Origin of the sequence: Amycolatopsis ultiminotia (assembly GCF_039536925.1) — a bacterium.
Taxonomy (GTDB): domain Bacteria; phylum Actinomycetota; class Actinomycetes; order Mycobacteriales; family Pseudonocardiaceae; genus Amycolatopsis; species Amycolatopsis ultiminotia.
In genome coordinates, this window is record NZ_BAAAZN010000012.1 from 79013 (window position 1) to 96317 (window position 17305).

15 protein-coding genes are annotated in these 17305 nt (G+C 70.8%); 10 read left to right on the forward strand and 5 right to left on the reverse strand.

Translation table 11 applies throughout. The features are described 5' to 3' along the window. Positions 1 to 12: 12 nt before the first annotated feature. The 5 genes from ABD793_RS25870 (at position 13) to ABD793_RS25890 (ending at position 7782) form a co-directional block, all read left to right on the forward strand. The gene (locus ABD793_RS25870) at positions 13 to 2262 is read left to right on the forward strand and encodes an FUSC family protein (RefSeq protein WP_344864436.1); all 2250 of its coding nucleotides are present in this window, start codon (positions 13 to 15) and stop codon (positions 2260 to 2262) included. A 251-nt stretch (positions 2263 to 2513) separates the two neighbouring features. Beyond that, the gene (locus ABD793_RS25875; RefSeq protein ID WP_344864438.1) at positions 2514 to 3458 is read left to right on the forward strand and encodes an ABC transporter permease; all 945 of its coding nucleotides are present in this window, start codon (positions 2514 to 2516) and stop codon (positions 3456 to 3458) included. After that, entirely contained in the window at positions 3455 to 4453 is a 999-nt protein-coding gene (locus tag ABD793_RS25880; RefSeq protein WP_344864440.1) for an ABC transporter permease, read from the forward strand. Before ABD793_RS25875 ends, ABD793_RS25880 begins: the two co-directional genes overlap by 4 nt. A 19-nt stretch (positions 4454 to 4472) precedes the next feature. Beyond that, positions 4473 to 6161 carry an ABC transporter substrate-binding protein gene (locus tag ABD793_RS25885; RefSeq protein WP_344864442.1) on the forward strand — a complete coding sequence of 563 codons (1689 nt, stop codon included), beginning with the start codon at positions 4473 to 4475 and terminating at the stop codon, positions 6159 to 6161. Positions 6162 to 6165: 4 nt separating this feature from the next. Next, entirely contained in the window at positions 6166 to 7782 is a 1617-nt protein-coding gene (locus tag ABD793_RS25890) for a dipeptide ABC transporter ATP-binding protein (RefSeq protein WP_344864444.1), read from the forward strand. 28 nt (positions 7783 to 7810) lie between these two features. Here ABD793_RS25890 and ABD793_RS25895 read toward each other — a convergent pair whose 3' ends face one another. Beyond that, the gene (locus ABD793_RS25895) at positions 7811 to 8650 is read right to left on the reverse strand and encodes an LLM class flavin-dependent oxidoreductase (protein WP_344864446.1); all 840 of its coding nucleotides are present in this window, start codon (positions 8648 to 8650) and stop codon (positions 7811 to 7813) included. Positions 8651 to 8831: 181 nt separating this feature from the next. On the opposite strand from ABD793_RS25895, the gene ABD793_RS25900 reads away from it, so the two are divergent. The 3 genes from ABD793_RS25900 to ABD793_RS25910 all read left to right on the forward strand — a co-directional run bounded on the left by ABD793_RS25900 (position 8832) and on the right by ABD793_RS25910 (position 10913). Beyond that, the gene (locus ABD793_RS25900; RefSeq protein WP_344864448.1) at positions 8832 to 9554 is read left to right on the forward strand and encodes a class I SAM-dependent methyltransferase; all 723 of its coding nucleotides are present in this window, start codon (positions 8832 to 8834) and stop codon (positions 9552 to 9554) included. A gap of 35 nt (positions 9555 to 9589) precedes the next feature. After that, complete coding sequence (locus ABD793_RS25905; RefSeq protein WP_344864450.1) at positions 9590 to 10132, forward strand: dihydrofolate reductase family protein; 543 nt, start codon at positions 9590 to 9592, stop codon at positions 10130 to 10132. Positions 10133 to 10238: 106 nt separating this feature from the next. Further along, positions 10239 to 10913 (forward strand): hypothetical protein, encoded by a 675-nt coding sequence (locus ABD793_RS25910; protein WP_344864452.1) that lies wholly within the window; start codon positions 10239 to 10241, stop codon positions 10911 to 10913. Between the two features lie 17 nt (positions 10914 to 10930). Here the strand turns inward: ABD793_RS25910 and erm are convergent, their stop codons facing one another. After that, a complete protein-coding gene (erm, locus tag ABD793_RS25915) occupies positions 10931 to 11692 on the reverse strand; it encodes a 23S ribosomal RNA methyltransferase Erm (RefSeq protein ID WP_344864454.1) in 762 nt (253 codons plus the stop codon). 294 nt (positions 11693 to 11986) lie between these two features. On the opposite strand from erm, the gene ABD793_RS25920 reads away from it, so the two are divergent. Both ABD793_RS25920 and ABD793_RS25925 read left to right on the forward strand, forming a co-directional pair. Then, complete coding sequence (locus tag ABD793_RS25920; protein WP_344864456.1) at positions 11987 to 12895, forward strand: ABC transporter ATP-binding protein; 909 nt, start codon at positions 11987 to 11989, stop codon at positions 12893 to 12895. An 11-nt stretch (positions 12896 to 12906) separates the two neighbouring features. Next, complete coding sequence (locus tag ABD793_RS25925; protein WP_344864459.1) at positions 12907 to 13647, forward strand: ABC transporter permease; 741 nt, start codon at positions 12907 to 12909, stop codon at positions 13645 to 13647. Positions 13648 to 13876: 229 nt separating this feature from the next. On the opposite strand, the gene ABD793_RS25930 is transcribed toward ABD793_RS25925, so the two are convergent. Genes ABD793_RS25930 through ABD793_RS25940 form a run of 3 tightly spaced genes read right to left on the reverse strand, consistent with a single transcriptional unit; the run spans position 13877 to position 17254 of the window. Beyond that, the gene (locus tag ABD793_RS25930; RefSeq protein WP_344864461.1) at positions 13877 to 14620 is read right to left on the reverse strand and encodes a succinate dehydrogenase/fumarate reductase iron-sulfur subunit; all 744 of its coding nucleotides are present in this window, start codon (positions 14618 to 14620) and stop codon (positions 13877 to 13879) included. Next, a complete protein-coding gene (locus tag ABD793_RS25935) occupies positions 14617 to 16545 on the reverse strand; it encodes a fumarate reductase/succinate dehydrogenase flavoprotein subunit (RefSeq protein ID WP_344864463.1) in 1929 nt (642 codons plus the stop codon). Before ABD793_RS25935 ends, ABD793_RS25930 begins: the two co-directional genes overlap by 4 nt. A gap of 1 nt (position 16546) precedes the next feature. Further along, a complete protein-coding gene (locus tag ABD793_RS25940; RefSeq protein ID WP_344864465.1) occupies positions 16547 to 17254 on the reverse strand; it encodes a succinate dehydrogenase cytochrome b subunit in 708 nt (235 codons plus the stop codon). Positions 17255 to 17305 lie beyond the last annotated feature (51 nt).

Genomic DNA, 17305 nt, shown 5'->3' on the forward strand with positions numbered 1-17305 from the left:
AAGGCGGATGCAGTGCTGCCCAGAGGCAGGGAGATCCGGGACCGGATCGTCGCGTCGGACCCGGGGTTGAGCAGGCTGCGCTCGGCCGTGTCGGTGACGGTGTCGCTGGGCAGCGTGCTGGGCGTGGAATACCTGCTGGCCAAGGCCACCGGGGCGAGCCCGACCGGTCTGCTGACCGGGATGCTGGTCGGTGCCGTCGTGGCGATGATGGGCTCGATGGCGCTCACCGACGGCGGGCCGTGGGCGAAGGCGAAGACCGCGGTGTTCTTCCCGGTCGCGTTCGGCGCCGGGATGGTGCCCGGGGCGGCGGTGAGCACGCACCCCGCGCTGATGCTCGTGGTGTTCGTGGTGGTGATGTTCCTCGCAGTCTTCGTGCGGCGGTTCGGGCCGGCGTTCTTCTTCTACGGGTTCATGACCTGGATCGGCTACTTCTTCGCCTCGTTCCTGCACGCGACGATGAGCACCCTGCCGTCGTTGCTGCTCGCGATCGTGGTCGCCACCGCGTGGGTGCTGCTGCTGTCGATCACCCTCCTGCGCACGAACACGACGCGCACGCTCGGCCAGGTGGTGCACGCGTTCGACGCGCGCGGACGGGCGCTGGCCCGCGCCTGTTCCGAGCTGCTGGCCAGCCGCGACCCGCGGCAGGAGGCGCGGCTCCGCCGGCGGGTGCAGGCCCGGCAGGCGGGGATCGCGGAGGCGGCACTGATGGTCGAGGGCTGGTCCGCCCAGCCGGGTGCGTTGCCGGACGGGCTTTCCGCGGCCATGCTGCGGCGCACCATGGTCGAGGCGCACCATCTGCTCGATCAGCTGGCCACCGGGGCGTCCGCGCTGGTCAGCAGTGGTTCCGGGCTGAGCGTGCTGGCCGCGGAGGTGGCCGACCGGCTGGGCCGCGGCGACGACCGCGGAGCGGCCGAGGTCGCCTACCGGCTCGCCGGGCTGGCCGAGCGCGCGGGCGGCACCTCGGGCGGGTGGTGGCCGGCGCGGCATTTCGCGACTGCCGCACTCGACCTCGTGCCGGTGCTCGCCAGGGCACCGCGGCCGGGGGTGCGCGGCACCGAACCGGTGGACGACTTCGAACCGGCGGTCGGGCTGGCGTTCGGCAACCTGCCCGGCTCCCCGGCCGCGGCAGGCGACGTGCCTGCCCGGCACGTCCGGTGGAACCCGTTGTCCCGCCTGGACTTCACCACCCGCCAGGCAGTACAGGGTGCTCTCGCGGGCGCGTTGGCGATCATCGTCGGCAAGGAGCTGTCCGAGGCGCGCTACTACTGGGCGGTGCTGGCCGCGTTCATCATGTTCACCGGCACGGCCACCCGGACCGAGACGTTCATCAAGGGCTTCAACCGGGTGCTCGGCACCCTGCTCGGCCTGCTCGCTTCGATCGGGATGGCCGAACTGACCGCGGGCAGCACGCCTGCGGTGCTGGCCACCATCTGCTGCTGCATGTTCTTCGGCTTCTACCTGATCCGGATCTCCTACGCGTGCATGATCTTCTTCCTCACGATCATGCTCGGCCAGCTCTACAGCGCACTGCACGAGTTCTCCGCGGGCCTGCTCGTGCTGCGGCTGGAGGAAACCGCGGCGGGTGCCGCGGTGGGATTGCTGGTGGCACTCTTCGTCACCCCGCTGTCCACCAAGGACACTGTGCGGCAGGCCCGGGACAACCTGCTCGGCGCGCTGGAAGAGCTGCTCTCGGCCGTTGCGGCCCGGCTCGGCCGGACCGCGAGCGCGACGGAGGCGGATTTCGATGCGCTCGCCCGCACCTTGGACCACCGGCTCTACCAGCTGGCGTTGGTCGCCCGGCCGCTCACCCGGCCGATCCTCGGCGGCACCACCTCGCCGCGGCTGCGGCACCGGCTCTCCCTGTACGCCGCGCTCACCACACACGGACGGGCGCTCGCGGTGGCGGTGCGCAGCCCCGGCGGTACCTGCGCGAGGCATCCGGACGGACCGGTGGCCGCGTGCAGCGCGCTGGCACTGGCGGTCGAAGAGCTCTCCGGCGGGAAGCCGGGTGCTGCGCAGCCGGCGGCCGCCGAACCACTGGCACGGGCGGACGTCGCGTTGTTCGCCTACACCCCGGCGGGACCCGGTGACCGCGCGAAGGACCCGGTGCTGCGGGCGCTGACGCACCTGTATCACGTGCTGCGCGATCTCACCGCCACCGGACCGGCCGAGCTCCGGCCGGCGCCGAGCCTGCCCGATCCGACCGGGCCGCGGCTGTACCGGCAGGTGCGCGCGGGACTGCCGGTGGTCAGGGAGAACTGACCCGGCCACCCTCGGACGGGTGAACGGACGAGTGGCCGGGGTGGCCTGCCGATGCCAGGCTGGCGGAGCCGGTCCACGTTCCTGCGAGAAGGCGCTGACCAGCGCGGAAGACGACCGGTGACGGCCGCGGCGGAGGGAAGGGGCAGACCAGGCGTATCCCACCATCCGGAACGCGTTAGGCCATGATGGTGAATTACCTTCGTGTTCTCTACAGTCTCGTCGTCACCTTCTGCTGAACCGCAAGGGAACCGTTGTCCGACATCCTGTCGCCGGGCGGCGCCCCGGTCCCGGCGGCCGCTCCGGCGGCCTCGCGGACCCTCTGGCGCGCGCTGCGGCACGACCGCTGGGCCCAGGCCGGCGCCGTCGTCATCGTGCTGGTGATCCTGACCGCCCTGGCCGCGCCACTGCTGGCGCTGCTCGAAGGGCAGGATCCCTACACCTACCACACGGATCTGCTGAACCCGGCCGACGGCACCGGCGCCGGAGTTCTCGGCGGGGTCAGCGGCAGCCACTGGTTCGGCGTCGAACCGCTCACCGGCCGTGATCTGTTCGCCGTCGTCGCCTATGGCGCACGCACCTCGTTCCTGATCGGGCTTGCCGCGACGGTTGTCTCGGTGGTGCTCGGGGTGCTGCTCGGCGCCAGCGCGGGATACGCGGGCGGCTGGTGGGACACGGTGGTGAGCCGGGTGACCGACGTGCTGCTCGGGTTCCCGCAGCTGATCTTCATGATCGCGGTGGGTGCGGTGGCGCCCGCGGCGATCCCGCGGCCACTGCTGCTGATCGCGGTGATCGGCCTGTTCGGCTGGCCGCGGGTGGCCAGGGTGGTCCGTGCGCAGACGCTCAGCCTGCGCAACCGCGACTTCGTACGGGCCGCGCGAGCGCTCGGCGCCCGCGGCGGGCACGTGTTCCGGCGCGAGCTGTTGCCGAACCTGTGGGCTCCGATCATCGTGCTGGCCACCGTGAGCATCCCGGCCAACATCGGGCTGGAGGCCGCGTTGTCCTTCCTCGGCGTCGGCATCCCGCCGCCGACGCCGAGCTGGGGACGGTCCATCAGCGACGCGATCAACTGGGTGCAGACCGATCCGATGTTCCTGATCTTCCCCGGTGCCGCGCTGTTCATCGCGACGCTGGCGTTCAACATGCTCGGCGACGGCCTGCGCGACGCGCTCGACCCGAAGACGGCGGTGCGCCGGTGAACCGCACGCTCCGCTTCGTCGGCGTCCGGCTCGCCGGGATGATCGCCGTGCTGCTCGTGGTCAGCTTCGCCACGTTCGCCGTGTTCTACCTGCTGCCGACGGATCCGGCGATGATGTCCTGCGGCAAGCCGTGCACGCCGGAGAACCTCGCGCTCGCCCGGCAGTTCATGGGCTTCGACAAACCGTGGGGGCAGCAGTACCTGGACTTCCTCGGCGGCATCTTCACCGGTCGCACGTTCGGCACCGGCGTCACCGCGATCGTCTGCTCGGCGCCGTGCTTCGGCTATTCCTTCCAGCAGAGCGAATCGGTGCTCTCGCTGATCGGCGACCGGCTGCCGGTGACCGTGTCGCTGGCCATCGGGGCCTCGGTGATCTGGCTCGTGGCCGGCGTTGCGACCGGCGTGTTCTCCGCACTGCGCCGTGGCCGGTTCGCCGACCGGGCGGCGATGACGATCACCCTCGCCGGGGTGTCCGCGCCGGCGTATCTGGTGGGGCTGCTCGGCATTCTGCTCTTCGGTTTCACGCTGGACATGGTGCCGGTGAACGGTTACGTGCAGTTCGCGCAGAGCCCGCTCGACTGGGCCTGGCATCTGGTGCTGCCGTGGCTGGTGCTGGCGTTCATCAACGCCGCGGTGTACGCCCGGCTCTCCCGCGGCCAGATGCTGGAGGTCCTCGGCGAGGACTTCGTCCGCACCGCACGCGCGTTCGGGCTGCCCGAGCGGACGGTGATCGGCAAATACGCGCTGCGCAACGTGCTGCTGCCGGTGGTCACGGTGTTCGCGGTGGACCTCGGCGCACTGCTCGGCGGGGCGGTGATCACCGAGCGGGTGTTCGCGCTGCCGGGGCTCGGCGGACTGCTCGTGGACGCGGTGCACCAGGTGGACCTGCCGGTGCTGATGGGCGTCAGCCTGTTCGCCGCGTTTTTCGTCGTCCTCGCGAACTTCGTGGTGGACGTGCTCTACGGGGTGCTCGATCCCCGTGCCCGGCTCACGTAGGAAAGGGAACGGAACAACGATGGATCGCAGGGACTTCCTGAAAGCGGTGGGGCTGACCGCCACCGTGTCCGGGGCGGGGGCGCTGCTCGCCGCATGCAATGCGAACGAGCAGTCCGGCGGGGGCGGGGCGGTCACCGTTTCCCGGGGCGGCACGCTCTACATCCTCTACGACCTCACCTCGATCCGGCTCGACCCGGCGAAGAGCCAGAACCTGGCGATCACCACGATCAGCCTGATCCACCGCAGGCTCACCGCGTGGAAGACCTCCGCGGACGGCCCGGCCACCGTGGTGCCGGACCTGGCCACCGACACCGGCCGCGCCAGTGCGGACGGCAAGACGTGGACCTACACGCTCAAGGACGGCCTCAAGATGGCCGACGGCAGCCCGATCACCAGTGCGGAGATCAAGTACGGCATCGAGCGGTCGTTCGACGCCGCGTTCTCCGGCGGGCTCGGTTACCACAAGACGCTGCTGGCGGGCGGCACCTCGTACCAGGGCCCGTTCAAGAGCGGCGATCTGGCGTCGATCGAGACACCGGACCCGAAGACGATCGTCTTCCACCTGGCCCGCCCCTACGGCGACTGGCCGTGGATCGCCAGCCTGCCCGCGTTCGCGCCGGTGCCGAAGGGCAAGGGCACCGACGCGTCCTACGATTCGAACCCGGTCGCCTCCGGCCCGTACGTGGTGGCGTCCAATACCAAGGGCGTGCAGATCAAGCTCAGCCGGAACCCGAACTGGGACGCCAAGACCGATCCGGCGCGCACCGGCCTGCCGGACGCGGTGGTGATCGAGCTGGGCCAGGAGACCGGCGTGATGTCGCAGCGGCTGCTGGCCAGCCAGGGCAACGATGCCTACGCCTTCGGCGCGGCCTTCGTGAATCCCGCCCAGCTCGCGCAGATCCGGACCAACCCGGCGGCGAAGAACCAGCTGGTCACCTCGAAATCCGGCGCGCTGGCCTACCTCGCGCTCAACACGAAACGCGGCCCGCTGGCGAACGTCAAGGTGCGCCAGGCTTTCCAGTACGCGGTGGACAAGACCGCCTACCAGATCGCCACCGCGGGCAGCGCCGATCTGGCCGGCCCGATAGCGACCACACTGATCACCGAGGGCATCGCCGGGCGCGAGGTGTACGACCTCTACCCGGCCCCGCCGACCGGCGACGTGGCCAAGGCCAAGCAGCTGCTCGCCGAGGCGGGCTATCCGAACGGGCTGGACAACCTGGACTTCCCGGTATCCACCGGGAACAACGATGCGGACAAGGCACAGGCACTGCAGGCTGCGCTGCAGCGTGCCGGGATCCGGACCAAGCTGCGCCCGCTGGACGAGGACGCGTGGGAAACCCTGGTTACCGGCAACGACGGTGCCTACGACCTCACCCTCGGCTCGTGGCAGCCGGACTTCCCCAGTGCCAACGCGAACATCGAGCCGCTGTTCGGCACGTCGGAGATCGGCGGCGGCGGGTACAACGAGGCGCGCTACTCGGTGCCCGAGGTCGACGCGCTCATCGCGCAGGCGCAGGGCACCGTGGACCAGGCGGCCGCGGGCAAGCTGTGGGCCAAGGCGGACCGCCGGATCCTGCAGGACTCGCCGGTGGTCCCGTTGATCTACACGCGCAACTCGTTCCTGCACGGGGCCAAGGTCGGCGACTTCGTGATCGGCGAGTTCCCGGCGTACCCGAACTACCTCCAGATGGGACTGGCGAAGTAGTCCCGTGTCCGAGCAGCTGCTGTCCCTTCGCGACGTCTCGATCCGGTTCGGCGACGTCGAGGCCGTGCGTGAAGCCGGTTTCGACGTCGGACCGGGTGAGGTTGTGGCGCTCGTCGGGGAATCCGGTTCCGGCAAGTCGGTGACCGCGCTGTCGCTGCTGGGCCTGCTGCCGGACACCGCGACGGTGACCGGTTCGGCCATGCTCGACGGGCGGGATCTCTACACTGTGGACGCTGCCGCGATGCGGGAGGTGCGGGGCGGGCGGATCGGCGTGGTGTTCCAGGAGCCGATGAGCGCGCTCAACCCGGTCTTCCGGATCGGGGTGCAGCTCGTCGACGCGGTCCGCGCGCACCGGAAGGTTTCCAGGGCACAGGCCCGCGAGCGGGCGCGGGAACTGCTGGAGATCGTGGAACTGGACGCCAAGCGGGTACTGCGGTCGTATCCGCACGAGCTGTCCGGCGGCCAGCTGCAGCGGGTGATGATCGCGGCCGCGCTGGTGCACGAACCGGCGCTGCTCGTCGCGGACGAGCCGACCACCGCGCTCGACGTGACCGTGCAGGCGGGCATCCTGCAGCTGCTGCGGTCCCTCCGCGATCGGCTGGGCACCGCGATCCTGCTGGTCACGCACGATATGGGGGTGGTCGCGGACGTCGCCGATCGGGTCGTGGTGCTGCGCGAGGGCCGGGTGGTCGAGCAGAACACGGCGGCCGGGCTGTTCGCCGCGCCGCAGGCCGACTACACCAGGGAACTGCTGGATTCGGTGCTGTCACTGGGTTCCGGCCCCGGGTCCGAACGGCGGCCGGTGGCCGGACCGCTGGTCGAGGTGACCGATCTGGAGGTGACCTACCGGGTGGGCGGCGGCGCGCCGCCGGTGCGCGCGGTGGACGGGGTGTCGCTGACCATCGGCGCGGACGAGGTGCTCGGGCTGGTCGGCGAATCCGGTTCGGGCAAGAGCACGATTTCCTCGGTGCTCACCGGGCTGGTGGTGCCCTCGGCAGGGACCGTCCGGATCGACGGCGTGCATCTGCTCGGTGCGAATGCGCGGCAGCGGCGGGAAATCCGGCGGCAGATCGGCATCGTGTTCCAGAACCCGGCGTCCACGCTGAACCCCCGCGCGACGATCGGTGCCAGTATCGCCGAACCACTGGTGGTGCACGGCGAACGCGGCGAGCACCGGGAACGGGTGGCGGAACTGCTGTCGGCGGTGCGGCTCGATCCGGACTGGACCGGCCGGTACCCGCACGAGCTGTCCGGCGGGCAGCGGCAGCGGGTGGGCATCGCACGTGCGCTGGCGTTGCGGCCGCGGCTGCTGATCGCGGACGAGCCGACGAGCGCGCTCGACGTGTCGGTGCAGGCCTCGGTCCTGGAGCTGCTGGCCGATCTGCAGCGGGAGCTGGCCTTCGCCTGCCTGTTCATCAGTCACGACCTGGCCGTGGTGGAACGGGTCGCGGACCGCGTCGTGGTGCTGCACCGCGGCCGCGTCGTCGAGGAGGGGCCGGTGGCCGAGGTGCTCGGCTCGCCGCGGGAGGACTACACCCGCCGGCTCGTGACCGCCGCGCCGGTGGCGGACCCGGAGCAGCAGCGGGTCCGGCGGGAAGCCTGGCGCGCGTTGTCCGGCTGAGCGGTTTTCCGGCACCTCGGCCGGCCCGTCAAGCCACTGCGTCCGCGAGCCGGTGCACCTGTTCCGGTTCCGGTGACCAGCAGTAGAGCATCAGCTCGTCGACGCCGAGATCGCCGAATGCGGTGATGACGTCGCGGATCTGTCGTGGGCTGGTGAGGGTGCGCTCCGCGGCTTGATCGGCGTACTCGCCTTCGCCGTAGTAGCTGCGGATGGCGTGCTTGGCCTCGGTGACCATGCGGTCCGGGCCCAGCGCGACGTTGACCTGGGCAACCAGCCGGGGCCGGCCACTGCGGCCGGCCTCGTGCCAGGACCGCTCGACGGCGCGCATCAGCGGACCGGCCCACTCGAGGGGAGCGGCACAGAGGAACCCGTCGCCCCACCGCGCGACGCGGTGCAGCGCGGCGGTTTTGAAGCCGCCGAACAGGATTTCCGGGCCGCCCGCCCGCGCCGGTGCGGGACCGATCGGGTCCGCACCGGGAGCACCGGCCCAGATATCGCGCAGGCAGGCCAGTTGCTCGTCGAGCCTGCGCCCGCGGTTCGCGAATTCGACCCCGGCAGCCCGGTAGTCGTCCGCTCGCGTACCGACGCCGATGCCGAGGGTGAACCGGCCGTGCGAGATCCGGTCCAGGGTCGCGGCCTGCTTGGCCAGCAGCACCGGATCGCGCAACGGGACCAGCAGCACTTCGGTCTGCACGCGGACGCGCGAGGTGGCACCCGCGACGGCCGCGAGCGTGACCAGCGGTTCGGGATTGTCGTAGACGAGCCGGTCGAGCAGGCCGAGCGTGGTGAAGGGGCCGGCGTCCGCGTGGCGGGCCAAGGCGAGCACCGTGCCGACGTCACCGATGGGCAGGCCAATGCCGATTTTCATGGAGATCGCTCCTCCGGAGGGTATGCGGAATGGCTGCCGCCCCTCCGTCGCCCCGCCCGGATGTGCGGGTGAACTCCCTCTGCTGCGGCGTACTTCCGGGGAGCGCGATCATTCGAGTGCGCTCACCGTACCGGGGCGCCGTCGGCATGGCCTCCGGGGCCCCGGCGGATAGGGTTGCCGGATGCCTGACGCGATCTTCGCCAACCCGAGGCTCGCCCGGATCTACGACGCGTTCGACGGAGACCGTGACGATCTGGCTGCCTACCTCCGCATCGCCGACGAACTGGGGGCGAGCCGGGTGCTGGATGTCGGGTGCGGGACGGGTTGTCTGGCGATCCTGCTCGCGGAAGCCGGGCGTACGGTCGTCGGTGTCGACCCGGCCGAGGCTTCTCTGGAAGTCGCGAAGGCGAAGGACCGGACCGCGCGGCGGGTCACCTGGCTGCACGGCGACGCCACGACGTTGCCTGCGCTCGAGGTCGATCTCGCGGTGCTGACCGGGAACGTGGCGCAGGTCTTCCGCACCGACGACGAATGGGCCGCCACGCTCCGCGGCATCCACGCGGCCCTTCGGCCCGGCGGCCATCTGGTGTTCGAGACCCGCCGCCCGGCCGATCGCGCCTGGGCGGGCTGGAACTCCGGACAGGTCCGGGACGTGCCGGGGATCGGCATGGTGGAGCAACGGCTCGAGCTCACCGAGGTGCGGCTGCCGCTCGTCTCGTTCCGCTTCACCTACACCTTCCGCGCCGACGGCGCCGTCCTCACTTCCGGCTCGACCCTGCGCTTCCGGTCCCGGGAGGAAGCCGAGACGAGCTTGCGTGCCGCGGGCTACCGTGTCCGGGACGTGCGGGACGCTCCCGATCGCCCGGACCGGGAATTCGTGTTCCTCGCCGAACGCGCGGGGTAGCCGGGAGAGCGCGGCACCGGCCGGAAGGGCAGGACATGGGCAAGCTGCTGTATTCGGCCACGATGTCGCTTGACGGGTTCATCGCCGGCCCGGGCGGGGACATGGGGTGGCTGACCCGGTACATCGGGCCGAATCAGGAGGCGGAGGACCTGGTCACCGAGATCGGTGCGCTGCTGGTCGGCCGTCGCACGTTCACCGGTGACGATCCGCACCGCGGCACCGAAGGCGAGGGCAAGGCGTTCGGCGGCGGCTGGGACGGGCCGCAGTTCGTGCTCAGCCGCCATCCGCCGGCCGAGCCGGTCGCGGGCGTGACGTTCGTGTCCGACCTGGCACACGGCGTCGCCGAGGCGAAGGCGGCTGCGGGGGAGAAGTCGGTGAACGTTCTCGGTGCGGCGGTGGCCCGTGCCTGCGTGGACGCGGCCTTGCTGGACGAGGTGGCCGTCTTCGTGGCGCCGGTCCTGCTCGGCGGAGGCGTGCGGCTGTTCGAACGACCGGAAGGCGCCCCGGTACCGCTCGAACGCATCTCGCAGAGCGCGGTTCCACTGGCCACGAACCTGCGGTTCCGCGTGCTGCGCTGATCGGCCGGAGTTTCCGCGCCGGGGCGGGTTTACAAGGTCGGCGGCCGGTCCCTAGGATCTTGCCGCCGGTCGTGCCGCGGGGCGTCCCGGCGGGGTGGAGGTCTGGATGGCTCGCACGGAGCCGGGCGGCACCGGCGACCTGGAGTCGGTCGCGGAACTGCTGCGCAGATCCGAGACCGCGCCAATGCCCCGGATCGACGGCACCGAACCACCGCGGGCACCGCGCCCGGCCCCGGATCCGGCAGCGACGGCCGGGGCGTTCGGCGGGGTGCTGGACGACGGGTCCGTCGCCGGGCAGCTGGCCGCACAGGGCGGCGCGCCCGCCGCGGGGCACCCCAGCCTCGACGATCTGCTCGACGGACCCCCTGGCACACAACGGGAAACGGCTCCTCCGCCGGACCGTCGCCCGGCCCGGCCGCTGATCCTCGCCGCCGCTGCGGTGGTCGTGCTCGGCGGGCTCGGGACCTGGGCGCTGTGGCCCTCGCCGCCGGGCGGGACCGCCGAGCAACCGGTGGGACCACCGCCGTCCACGTCGTCCTCCTCTGCCGCGCCGGCCCGACCGGCGCCGCCGGCTCTCGCGACGCTCAGCGCGAGCCCCACTCCGCCGCCGGCGACCGACGAGGTGCAGGACACCACGGTCCGCACCACGACCAGGGCACCGCACCGGCCCACGACCTCGGCCGACGACCCGCTCGGCGGTGCGTTCAGCTCCGCGATGAGCTCCTACCTGCACCAGTGGAGTGACCACGGGTACCGGCCTCCCGGCCGCCGGCACGGCTGACCGGACGCGGCCACCGCTCAGCACACCTGTTCCCAGAGCGATGCCCACTGCACGGCGGTGAGGTCGCGCGGCAGTGTCGCCGGACGCAGCCCTTCGGCGGCCAGCCAGCGCCGCGCGGCTCGCGTGCCGATACCTCCGGTGCGGGGGAGGATCGCGGCGAGCCCGTGGCCGCGTCCGGTGAAGACGCGGCGGACGAATTCCTGGTACGGCGCACGGTCGGTGACGAGCGGATCGGTCCGGCGGGTGATCACCAGGATCCCGCCGTCGACGTCCGGACGCGGACGGAACGCGTGGGCCGGTACCTTGGCCGGCACGGTGAACGCGTACCACGGCCACCAGGCCGCGGTCAGTTGCGAGGCCCCGCCGATCCCGGCGCGGCGGCGGGCGACTTCCCACTGCACCAGCAGCACGGCCAGTTCCCAGTGCGGATGCCCGAGCAGCCGCCGCAGGGTCACGGTGGTGAGGTGGAACGGCAGGTTCCCGACGACGGTGTGCCGGACGCCGGGCAACCGGTGCCGCAGCAGATCGCCCTGCACGACCTCGACGTTGGCCGGGGTGCGCCGGTCGAGGCGGCGGGCACGGCGCGGATCGAGTTCGACGGCGGTGATCGGACGGCCGGACCGGCTCAGCGGCACGGTCAGCGCGCCGTCACCGGCGGCGAGTTCCACGAGGGGGCCGGTGGTGCGGGCGGCGGCCGAGCAGACGGTGGCGATGGTGGCCGGATCGGTCAGGAAGTTCTGACCGAGCTCGTGACGGCCACCGTAGGGGTGGGCAGACATGGGTGAAAGCACTCCGCGGCAAGAGAAAGCGAACCGGACGGCGAACGCCCGGCGAGGACGGCGTGGAGTGCGGCGGAGCGAGCAGCCCGCCGCTCAGGCGCGGCGGATCCGGAACAGTGCGAAGACACCCATGGCCGCAGACCGTAGCCGGTCCGCCCGGCAGGGGCATCCGGTTTTCCGGGGTCCGGTGCCGTGGCTCCACCGATCGGTTGATGCGCGGATCCACCACCCACCGCCGCGGTACTGGCCGGGCAGTCGATCCGGCGCACCCGGCCGCGCGGGCAGGCTTTCGGCATGGCAATCATCGAGGTGGACAACCTCGTCAAGCGCTACGGCGAGCACACCGCGGTCAACGGGGTGGGGTTCGCCGTCGAGCAGGGCGAGATCTTCGGCATCCTTGGCCCGAACGGGGCAGGCAAGACCACGACCGTCGAGTGCGTGGAGGGGTTGCGCACCCCGGACGGCGGGCACATCCGCGTCTGCGGCCTCGACCCGCAGCGCGACGAGAGCGAGCTGCGGCAGGTGCTCGGGGCACAGCTGCAGGAAAGCGACCTGCAGGACAAGCTGCAGGTCGGTGAGGCACTGGAGCTCTACAGCTCGTTCTACCGCGATCCGGCCGACTGGCGGGACCTGATCCGCATGCTCGGCCTCGGCGACAAGCTCGGCACGCAGTTCCGGCAGCTCTCCGGTGGGCAGAAGCAGCGGCTGTCGATCGCACTCGCATTGCTCGGCAATCCGAAGGTGGCGGTGCTCGACGAGCTCACCACCGGCCTCGATCCGCAGGCCCGCCGCGACGTGTGGGACCTGATCGAGGCCATCCGCGACCGCGGCGTGACGATCCTGCTCGTCACGCACTTCATGGCGGAGGCGGAACGGCTCTGCGACCGGCTGGCGGTGATCGACTCCGGCCGCGTCGTCGCACTCGACACCCCGGCCGGGCTGGTCGCACGGGTCGAGGAACGGCAACGGATCCGGTTCCGGCCGTCCGCGCCGCTGGACCACGCGGTGCTCACTGCGCTGCCCGAGGTGGACTCGGTCGAACGCGCGGGCAGCCAGCTCGTGGTGACCGGCACCGGGAACCTGCTGCTCGCCGTGACCGCCGTGCTCGCCCGCAACCAGATCGTCGTCGCCGATCTGCGGGCCGAGCAGACCACGCTGGACGACGCGTTCGTCGCGCTCACCGGCCGCCCGATCGACGTCTGAGGAGACCCTCCATGTCCGCGCTGTACCGGCTGACCGTCACCGAAACGAAACTGTTCTTCCGCGAGCCGATGCTCGTGTTCTTCGCGTTCGCGTTCCCGCCGATCCTGCTCGTGGTCCTCGGGCTGGTGCCGTCGATGCGGGAACCGCAGGCCTCTCTCGGCGGTGCGGGGGTGATCAGTCTCTACGTGCCGATCGTGCTGGCACTGGGGCTGTCCCTGTTCGCCCTCAACGGACTGTCCCAGCTGTTCGCCTCCTACCGGGAGAAAGGCGTGCTGCGCCGGATGCGGACCACCCCGGTCAAGCCGCGCGTCCTGCTCGGTGCGCAACTGCTGATGGCCACGATGCTGTCCGCGGCCACGGCGGTGGTCATGCTCCTCATCGGACGGTTCGCCTTCGACGTGGGCCTGCCCCGGCAGCTGTTCGCGTACCTGGTCGGCTATCTGCTGGCGGCGCTGGCGATGTTCGCGATCGGCCTGTTCGTCGCCTCGGTGGCGCCGAGCGGCAAGAGCGCCGGCGCCATCGGGACACTGGTGTTCTTCCCGTTGATGTTCTTCGCCGGGCTGTGGGTGCCCCGCGCCAGCATGAACTCCGTCCTGCGGACGATCAGCGATTTCACCCCGCTCGGTGCCGGCGTGCAATCGTTGCAGGACGCCGCCGCCGGACACTGGCCGCAGCTGGTGCACCTGGCCGTGCTGCTGGGGTGGGCGATCGTGGCCGGTGGGCTGGCCGCTCGGTACTTCCGATGGGAGTGAGCGGCGCGGCACGGCCTGCGGGACGGTGACGACAGCCGGATCTTCCAGGTTCTGCCGTACCTCCTGCCGGCCGAGTGCTCGTCACATCCGGGAGATGCCGGTACCTGGCCGTACGTCGGCGCCCGGCAGCGGCGGCACCGCGACCGCGGCGACCGGTACCGGTCATCCCCGCCGACGGTCCCGCAGCGCCGGACCGGCCGAGCGCCGCGGCGGATGGCTGATCGCGTCCTCAGCGGCGGGTGCGGGCGGCCTTGCGGAATTCGCGGTTGAGGGTGTTGATACTGGCCAGTGGGATGCCCTTGGGGCAGGAGGCAACGCATTCGCCGGTGTTGGTGCAGCCGCCGAAGTCCTCGGCGTCCATCGTGTCCACCATGTCCAGTACCCGTTGCGCGCGTTCCGGCCCGCCTTGCGGAAGGGCGTTCAGATGCGTGACCTTGGCCGAGGTGAACAGCATCGCCGAACCGTTGGGGCAGGCTGCCACGCAGGCACCGCAGCCGATGCAGGTGGCGTTGTCGAAGGCGAGGTCTGCGTCCGGTTTCGGGACCGGGGTCGCGTGTGCTTCCGGTGCACTGCCGGTGGGGACGGTGACGTAGCCGCCGGCCTGGATGATCCGGTCGAAGGCGGACCGGTCGACCACGAGGTCCTTCACGACCGGGAAGCCCCGCGCCCGCCACGGTTCCACGTCGAGCACGTCGCCGTCGCGAAAGGACCGCAGGTGCAGCTGACAGGTCGTGGTGCGTTCGGGGCCGTGTGCGCGGCCGTTGATCACCACGCCGCACGAACCGCAGATGCCCTCGCGGCAATCGTGGTCGAAGGCGACCGGTTCGTCGCCGGTCTCGATCAACCGCTCGTTGAGCAGGTCGAGCAGTTCGAGGAAGGACATGTCCGGACTGACGTCCTCGACCGGATATTCGACGAGCCGCCCGCTGTCCTCGGGGCCGGACTGGCGCCAGACGCGCAGGGTGAGTTTCACGTGTAGCTCCGCTGGGTCGGGTGGACGTGGTCGAAGGTCAGGGTTTCCCGGTGCAGCACCGGTTGTTCGCCGTATTCCCACGCCGCGACGTGGGAGAAGTGTTCGTCGTCGCGCAAGGCTTCGCCGCCGTCGCTCTGGTGCTCCTCGCGGAAGTGGCCCCCGCACGATTCGTCGCGGACGAGTGCGTCGAGCAGCAGCAGCTCGGCCAGCTCGAAGAAATCCGCGACCCGGCCCGCCTTCTCCAGTTCCTGGTTCAGCTCGGTGCCGCTGCCGGGCACGCGGACATCACGCCAGAATTCGGCGCGCAGCTCCGGAATGCGCTCGAGTGCCTTGTGCAGTCCTTCCGCGGTCCGCGACATTCCGCAGTGCTCCCACAGCAGATGCCCGAGCTCCCGGTGGAACGAGTCCACGCTGCGGGTCCCGTCCACCGACAGCAGCCGTTCGAGGCGCTCGCGTACCTCGGTTTCCACCGACCGCACGGCCGCATCGGCGGTGTCGAGCGGTTCGAAACCACCGCCGGCGAGGTAGTCGTTGAGCGTGGCGGGCAGCACGAAGTACCCGTCCGCAAGGCCCTGCATGAGTGCGGACGCGCCGAGCCGGTTGGCGCCGTGATCGGAGAAGTTGGCCTCGCCGATCGCGAACAGCCCCGGCACGGTGGTCTGCAGGTCGTAATCGACCCACAGCCCGCCCATCGTGTAGTGGATGGCCGGGTAGATGCGCATCGGCACCTCGTACGGGTTTTCCGCGGTGATCCGCTCGTACATCTCGAACAGGTTGCCGTACTTGGCTTCCACCGCCGGACGGCCGAGCCGCTCGATGGCGTCCGCGAAGTCGAGGTAGACGCCGAGCCCGCCGGGACCGACACCGTACCCGGCGTCGCACACGTTCTTCGCCGCCCGCGAGGCGATGTCACGGGGCACGAGATTGCCGAAACTCGGGTACCTCCGTTCCAGGTAGTAGTCCCTTTCGGACTCCGGGATCTCGGACGGCCGGCGTTCGTCGCGCGGCTGCTTCGGGACCCAGATCCGGCCGTCATTGCGCAGCGACTCACTCATCAGCGTCAGTTTCGACTGGTGTTCGCCGGAGCGCGGGATGCAGGTCGGGTGGATCTGGGTGAAACACGGGTTGGCGAAGTAGGCGCCGCGTTTGTGCGCGCGCCAGATCGCTGTGGCGTTGGAGCCCTTGGCGTTGGTGGACAAGAAGAAGACGTTGCCGTAACCGCCGGTGGCGAGCACCACCGCGTCCGCGAGGTGCGTGCGCACCTCGCCGGTCACCAGGTCCCGTGCGACGATCCCGCGGGCGCGTCCACCGGCCACCACGAGGTCGAGCATCTCGGTGCGTGCGTGCATTTCCACGCCGCCGGCGTCGATCTGCCGTGACAGCGCCTGGTACGCGCCGAGCAGCAGCTGCTGGCCGGTCTGCCCGCGTGCGTAGAAGGTGCGCTGGACCTGCACCCCGCCGAACGAGCGGGTGTCGAGCAGCCCGCCGTACTCGCGTGCGAACGGTACGCCCTGTGCCACCGCCTGGTCGATGATCTGCGTGGAGACCTGCGCCAGCCGGTACACATTGGACTCCCGGGAACGGAAGTCCCCGCCCTTCACCGTGTCGTAGAAGAGCCGGTAGACCGAATCCCCGTCGTTGCGGTAGTTCTTCGCGGCGTTGATACCGCCCTGCGCGGCCACCGAATGCGCGCGCCGCGGCGAGTCCTGGAAACAGAACTGCACGACGTGGTAGCCCTGTTCGGCCAGCGTGGCACCGGCCGAGGCGCCGGCGAGACCGGTGCCCACCACGATGATCCGGTGCCGTCTGCGGTTGGCCGGGTTCACCAGTTTCGCGCCGAACCGGCGGGTGTCCCAGCGATCCTCGATCGGGCCGTCCGGTGCCTTCCGGTCGGCGATCGGCGCGCCGGTGGTGTAGTCGGGCATATCAGGCCACCCATCCCGCCATCACGGCGATCGGCACGATCAGGAATCCGCCGGTGAGCACCACCGCGAGCACGGTGCCGACGGTCTTCAGTGTCCGGCCCCGCGCCGCGCCGGTGATCCCGAGGGTCTGCGCCGCGCTCCAGAAGCCGTGGTTGATGTGCAGTCCGAGCATCAGCAGTGCGACGAAGTAGATCAGGTTCACCCACCACACCTGGAAATCGGCGACCACGTTGTGGTACGGCTGCCCCTCGCGGAAGTCCTGGTTCGCCACCCCGACGGTGAGGTCGAGGATGTGCCACACCACGTACACCGCGAGCGTCGCACCGCCCCAGCGCATGGTGTGCGTGGCGAAGCTCGCCCTCGGCCGCTGGCCGTGCGCGTACTTCACCGGCCGGGCGCGACGGTCCCGTTTGGACAGCTGGACCGCGGCGGTGATGTGCAGCACCAGTGCGATCAGCAAGACCGCGCGTTGCGCCCAGAGGTACCAGGAGTTGTGCAGCACTGGTTCGCCGATCGTGCGCAGCCAGCCGGCGTAGTGGTCGAAATCCCCGGGTCCGAAGAATATTTTCAGGTTTCCTGCCATGTGCACGAACAGGAACGCGACGAGCACGAGTCCGGTCACGGCCATCACGAGCTTCTTGCCGATGCTCGAGCGCCAGAACGCGAGGAGGGCGGGCGGCCTGCGTGCCGCGGTGAGTCCGGGTGCCACAGAACCGACGGTAGATCCGGCCGGACGAGAGGGCAAAAACATTATTTCTCT

Bases quoted from the DNA above. Each gene is read 5' to 3' on its own strand.
- erm (WP_344864454.1), bottom strand. From the start codon at position 11,692: ATGTCTGCCCACCCCTACGGTGGCCGTCACGAGCTCGGTCAGAACTTC.
- ABD793_RS25935 (WP_344864463.1), bottom strand. From the start codon at position 16,545: ATGCCCGACTACACCACCGGCGCGCCGATCGCCGACCGGAAGGCACCG.
- ABD793_RS25925 (WP_344864459.1), top strand. From the start codon at position 12,907: ATGTCCGCGCTGTACCGGCTGACCGTCACCGAAACGAAACTGTTCTTC.
- ABD793_RS25920 (WP_344864456.1), top strand. From the start codon at position 11,987: ATGGCAATCATCGAGGTGGACAACCTCGTCAAGCGCTACGGCGAGCAC.
- ABD793_RS25910 (WP_344864452.1), top strand. From the start codon at position 10,239: ATGGCTCGCACGGAGCCGGGCGGCACCGGCGACCTGGAGTCGGTCGCG.
- ABD793_RS25885 (WP_344864442.1), top strand. From the start codon at position 4,473: ATGGATCGCAGGGACTTCCTGAAAGCGGTGGGGCTGACCGCCACCGTG.
- ABD793_RS25900 (WP_344864448.1), top strand. From the start codon at position 8,832: ATGCCTGACGCGATCTTCGCCAACCCGAGGCTCGCCCGGATCTACGAC.
- ABD793_RS25895 (WP_344864446.1), bottom strand. From the start codon at position 8,650: ATGAAAATCGGCATTGGCCTGCCCATCGGTGACGTCGGCACGGTGCTC.
- ABD793_RS25905 (WP_344864450.1), top strand. From the start codon at position 9,590: ATGGGCAAGCTGCTGTATTCGGCCACGATGTCGCTTGACGGGTTCATC.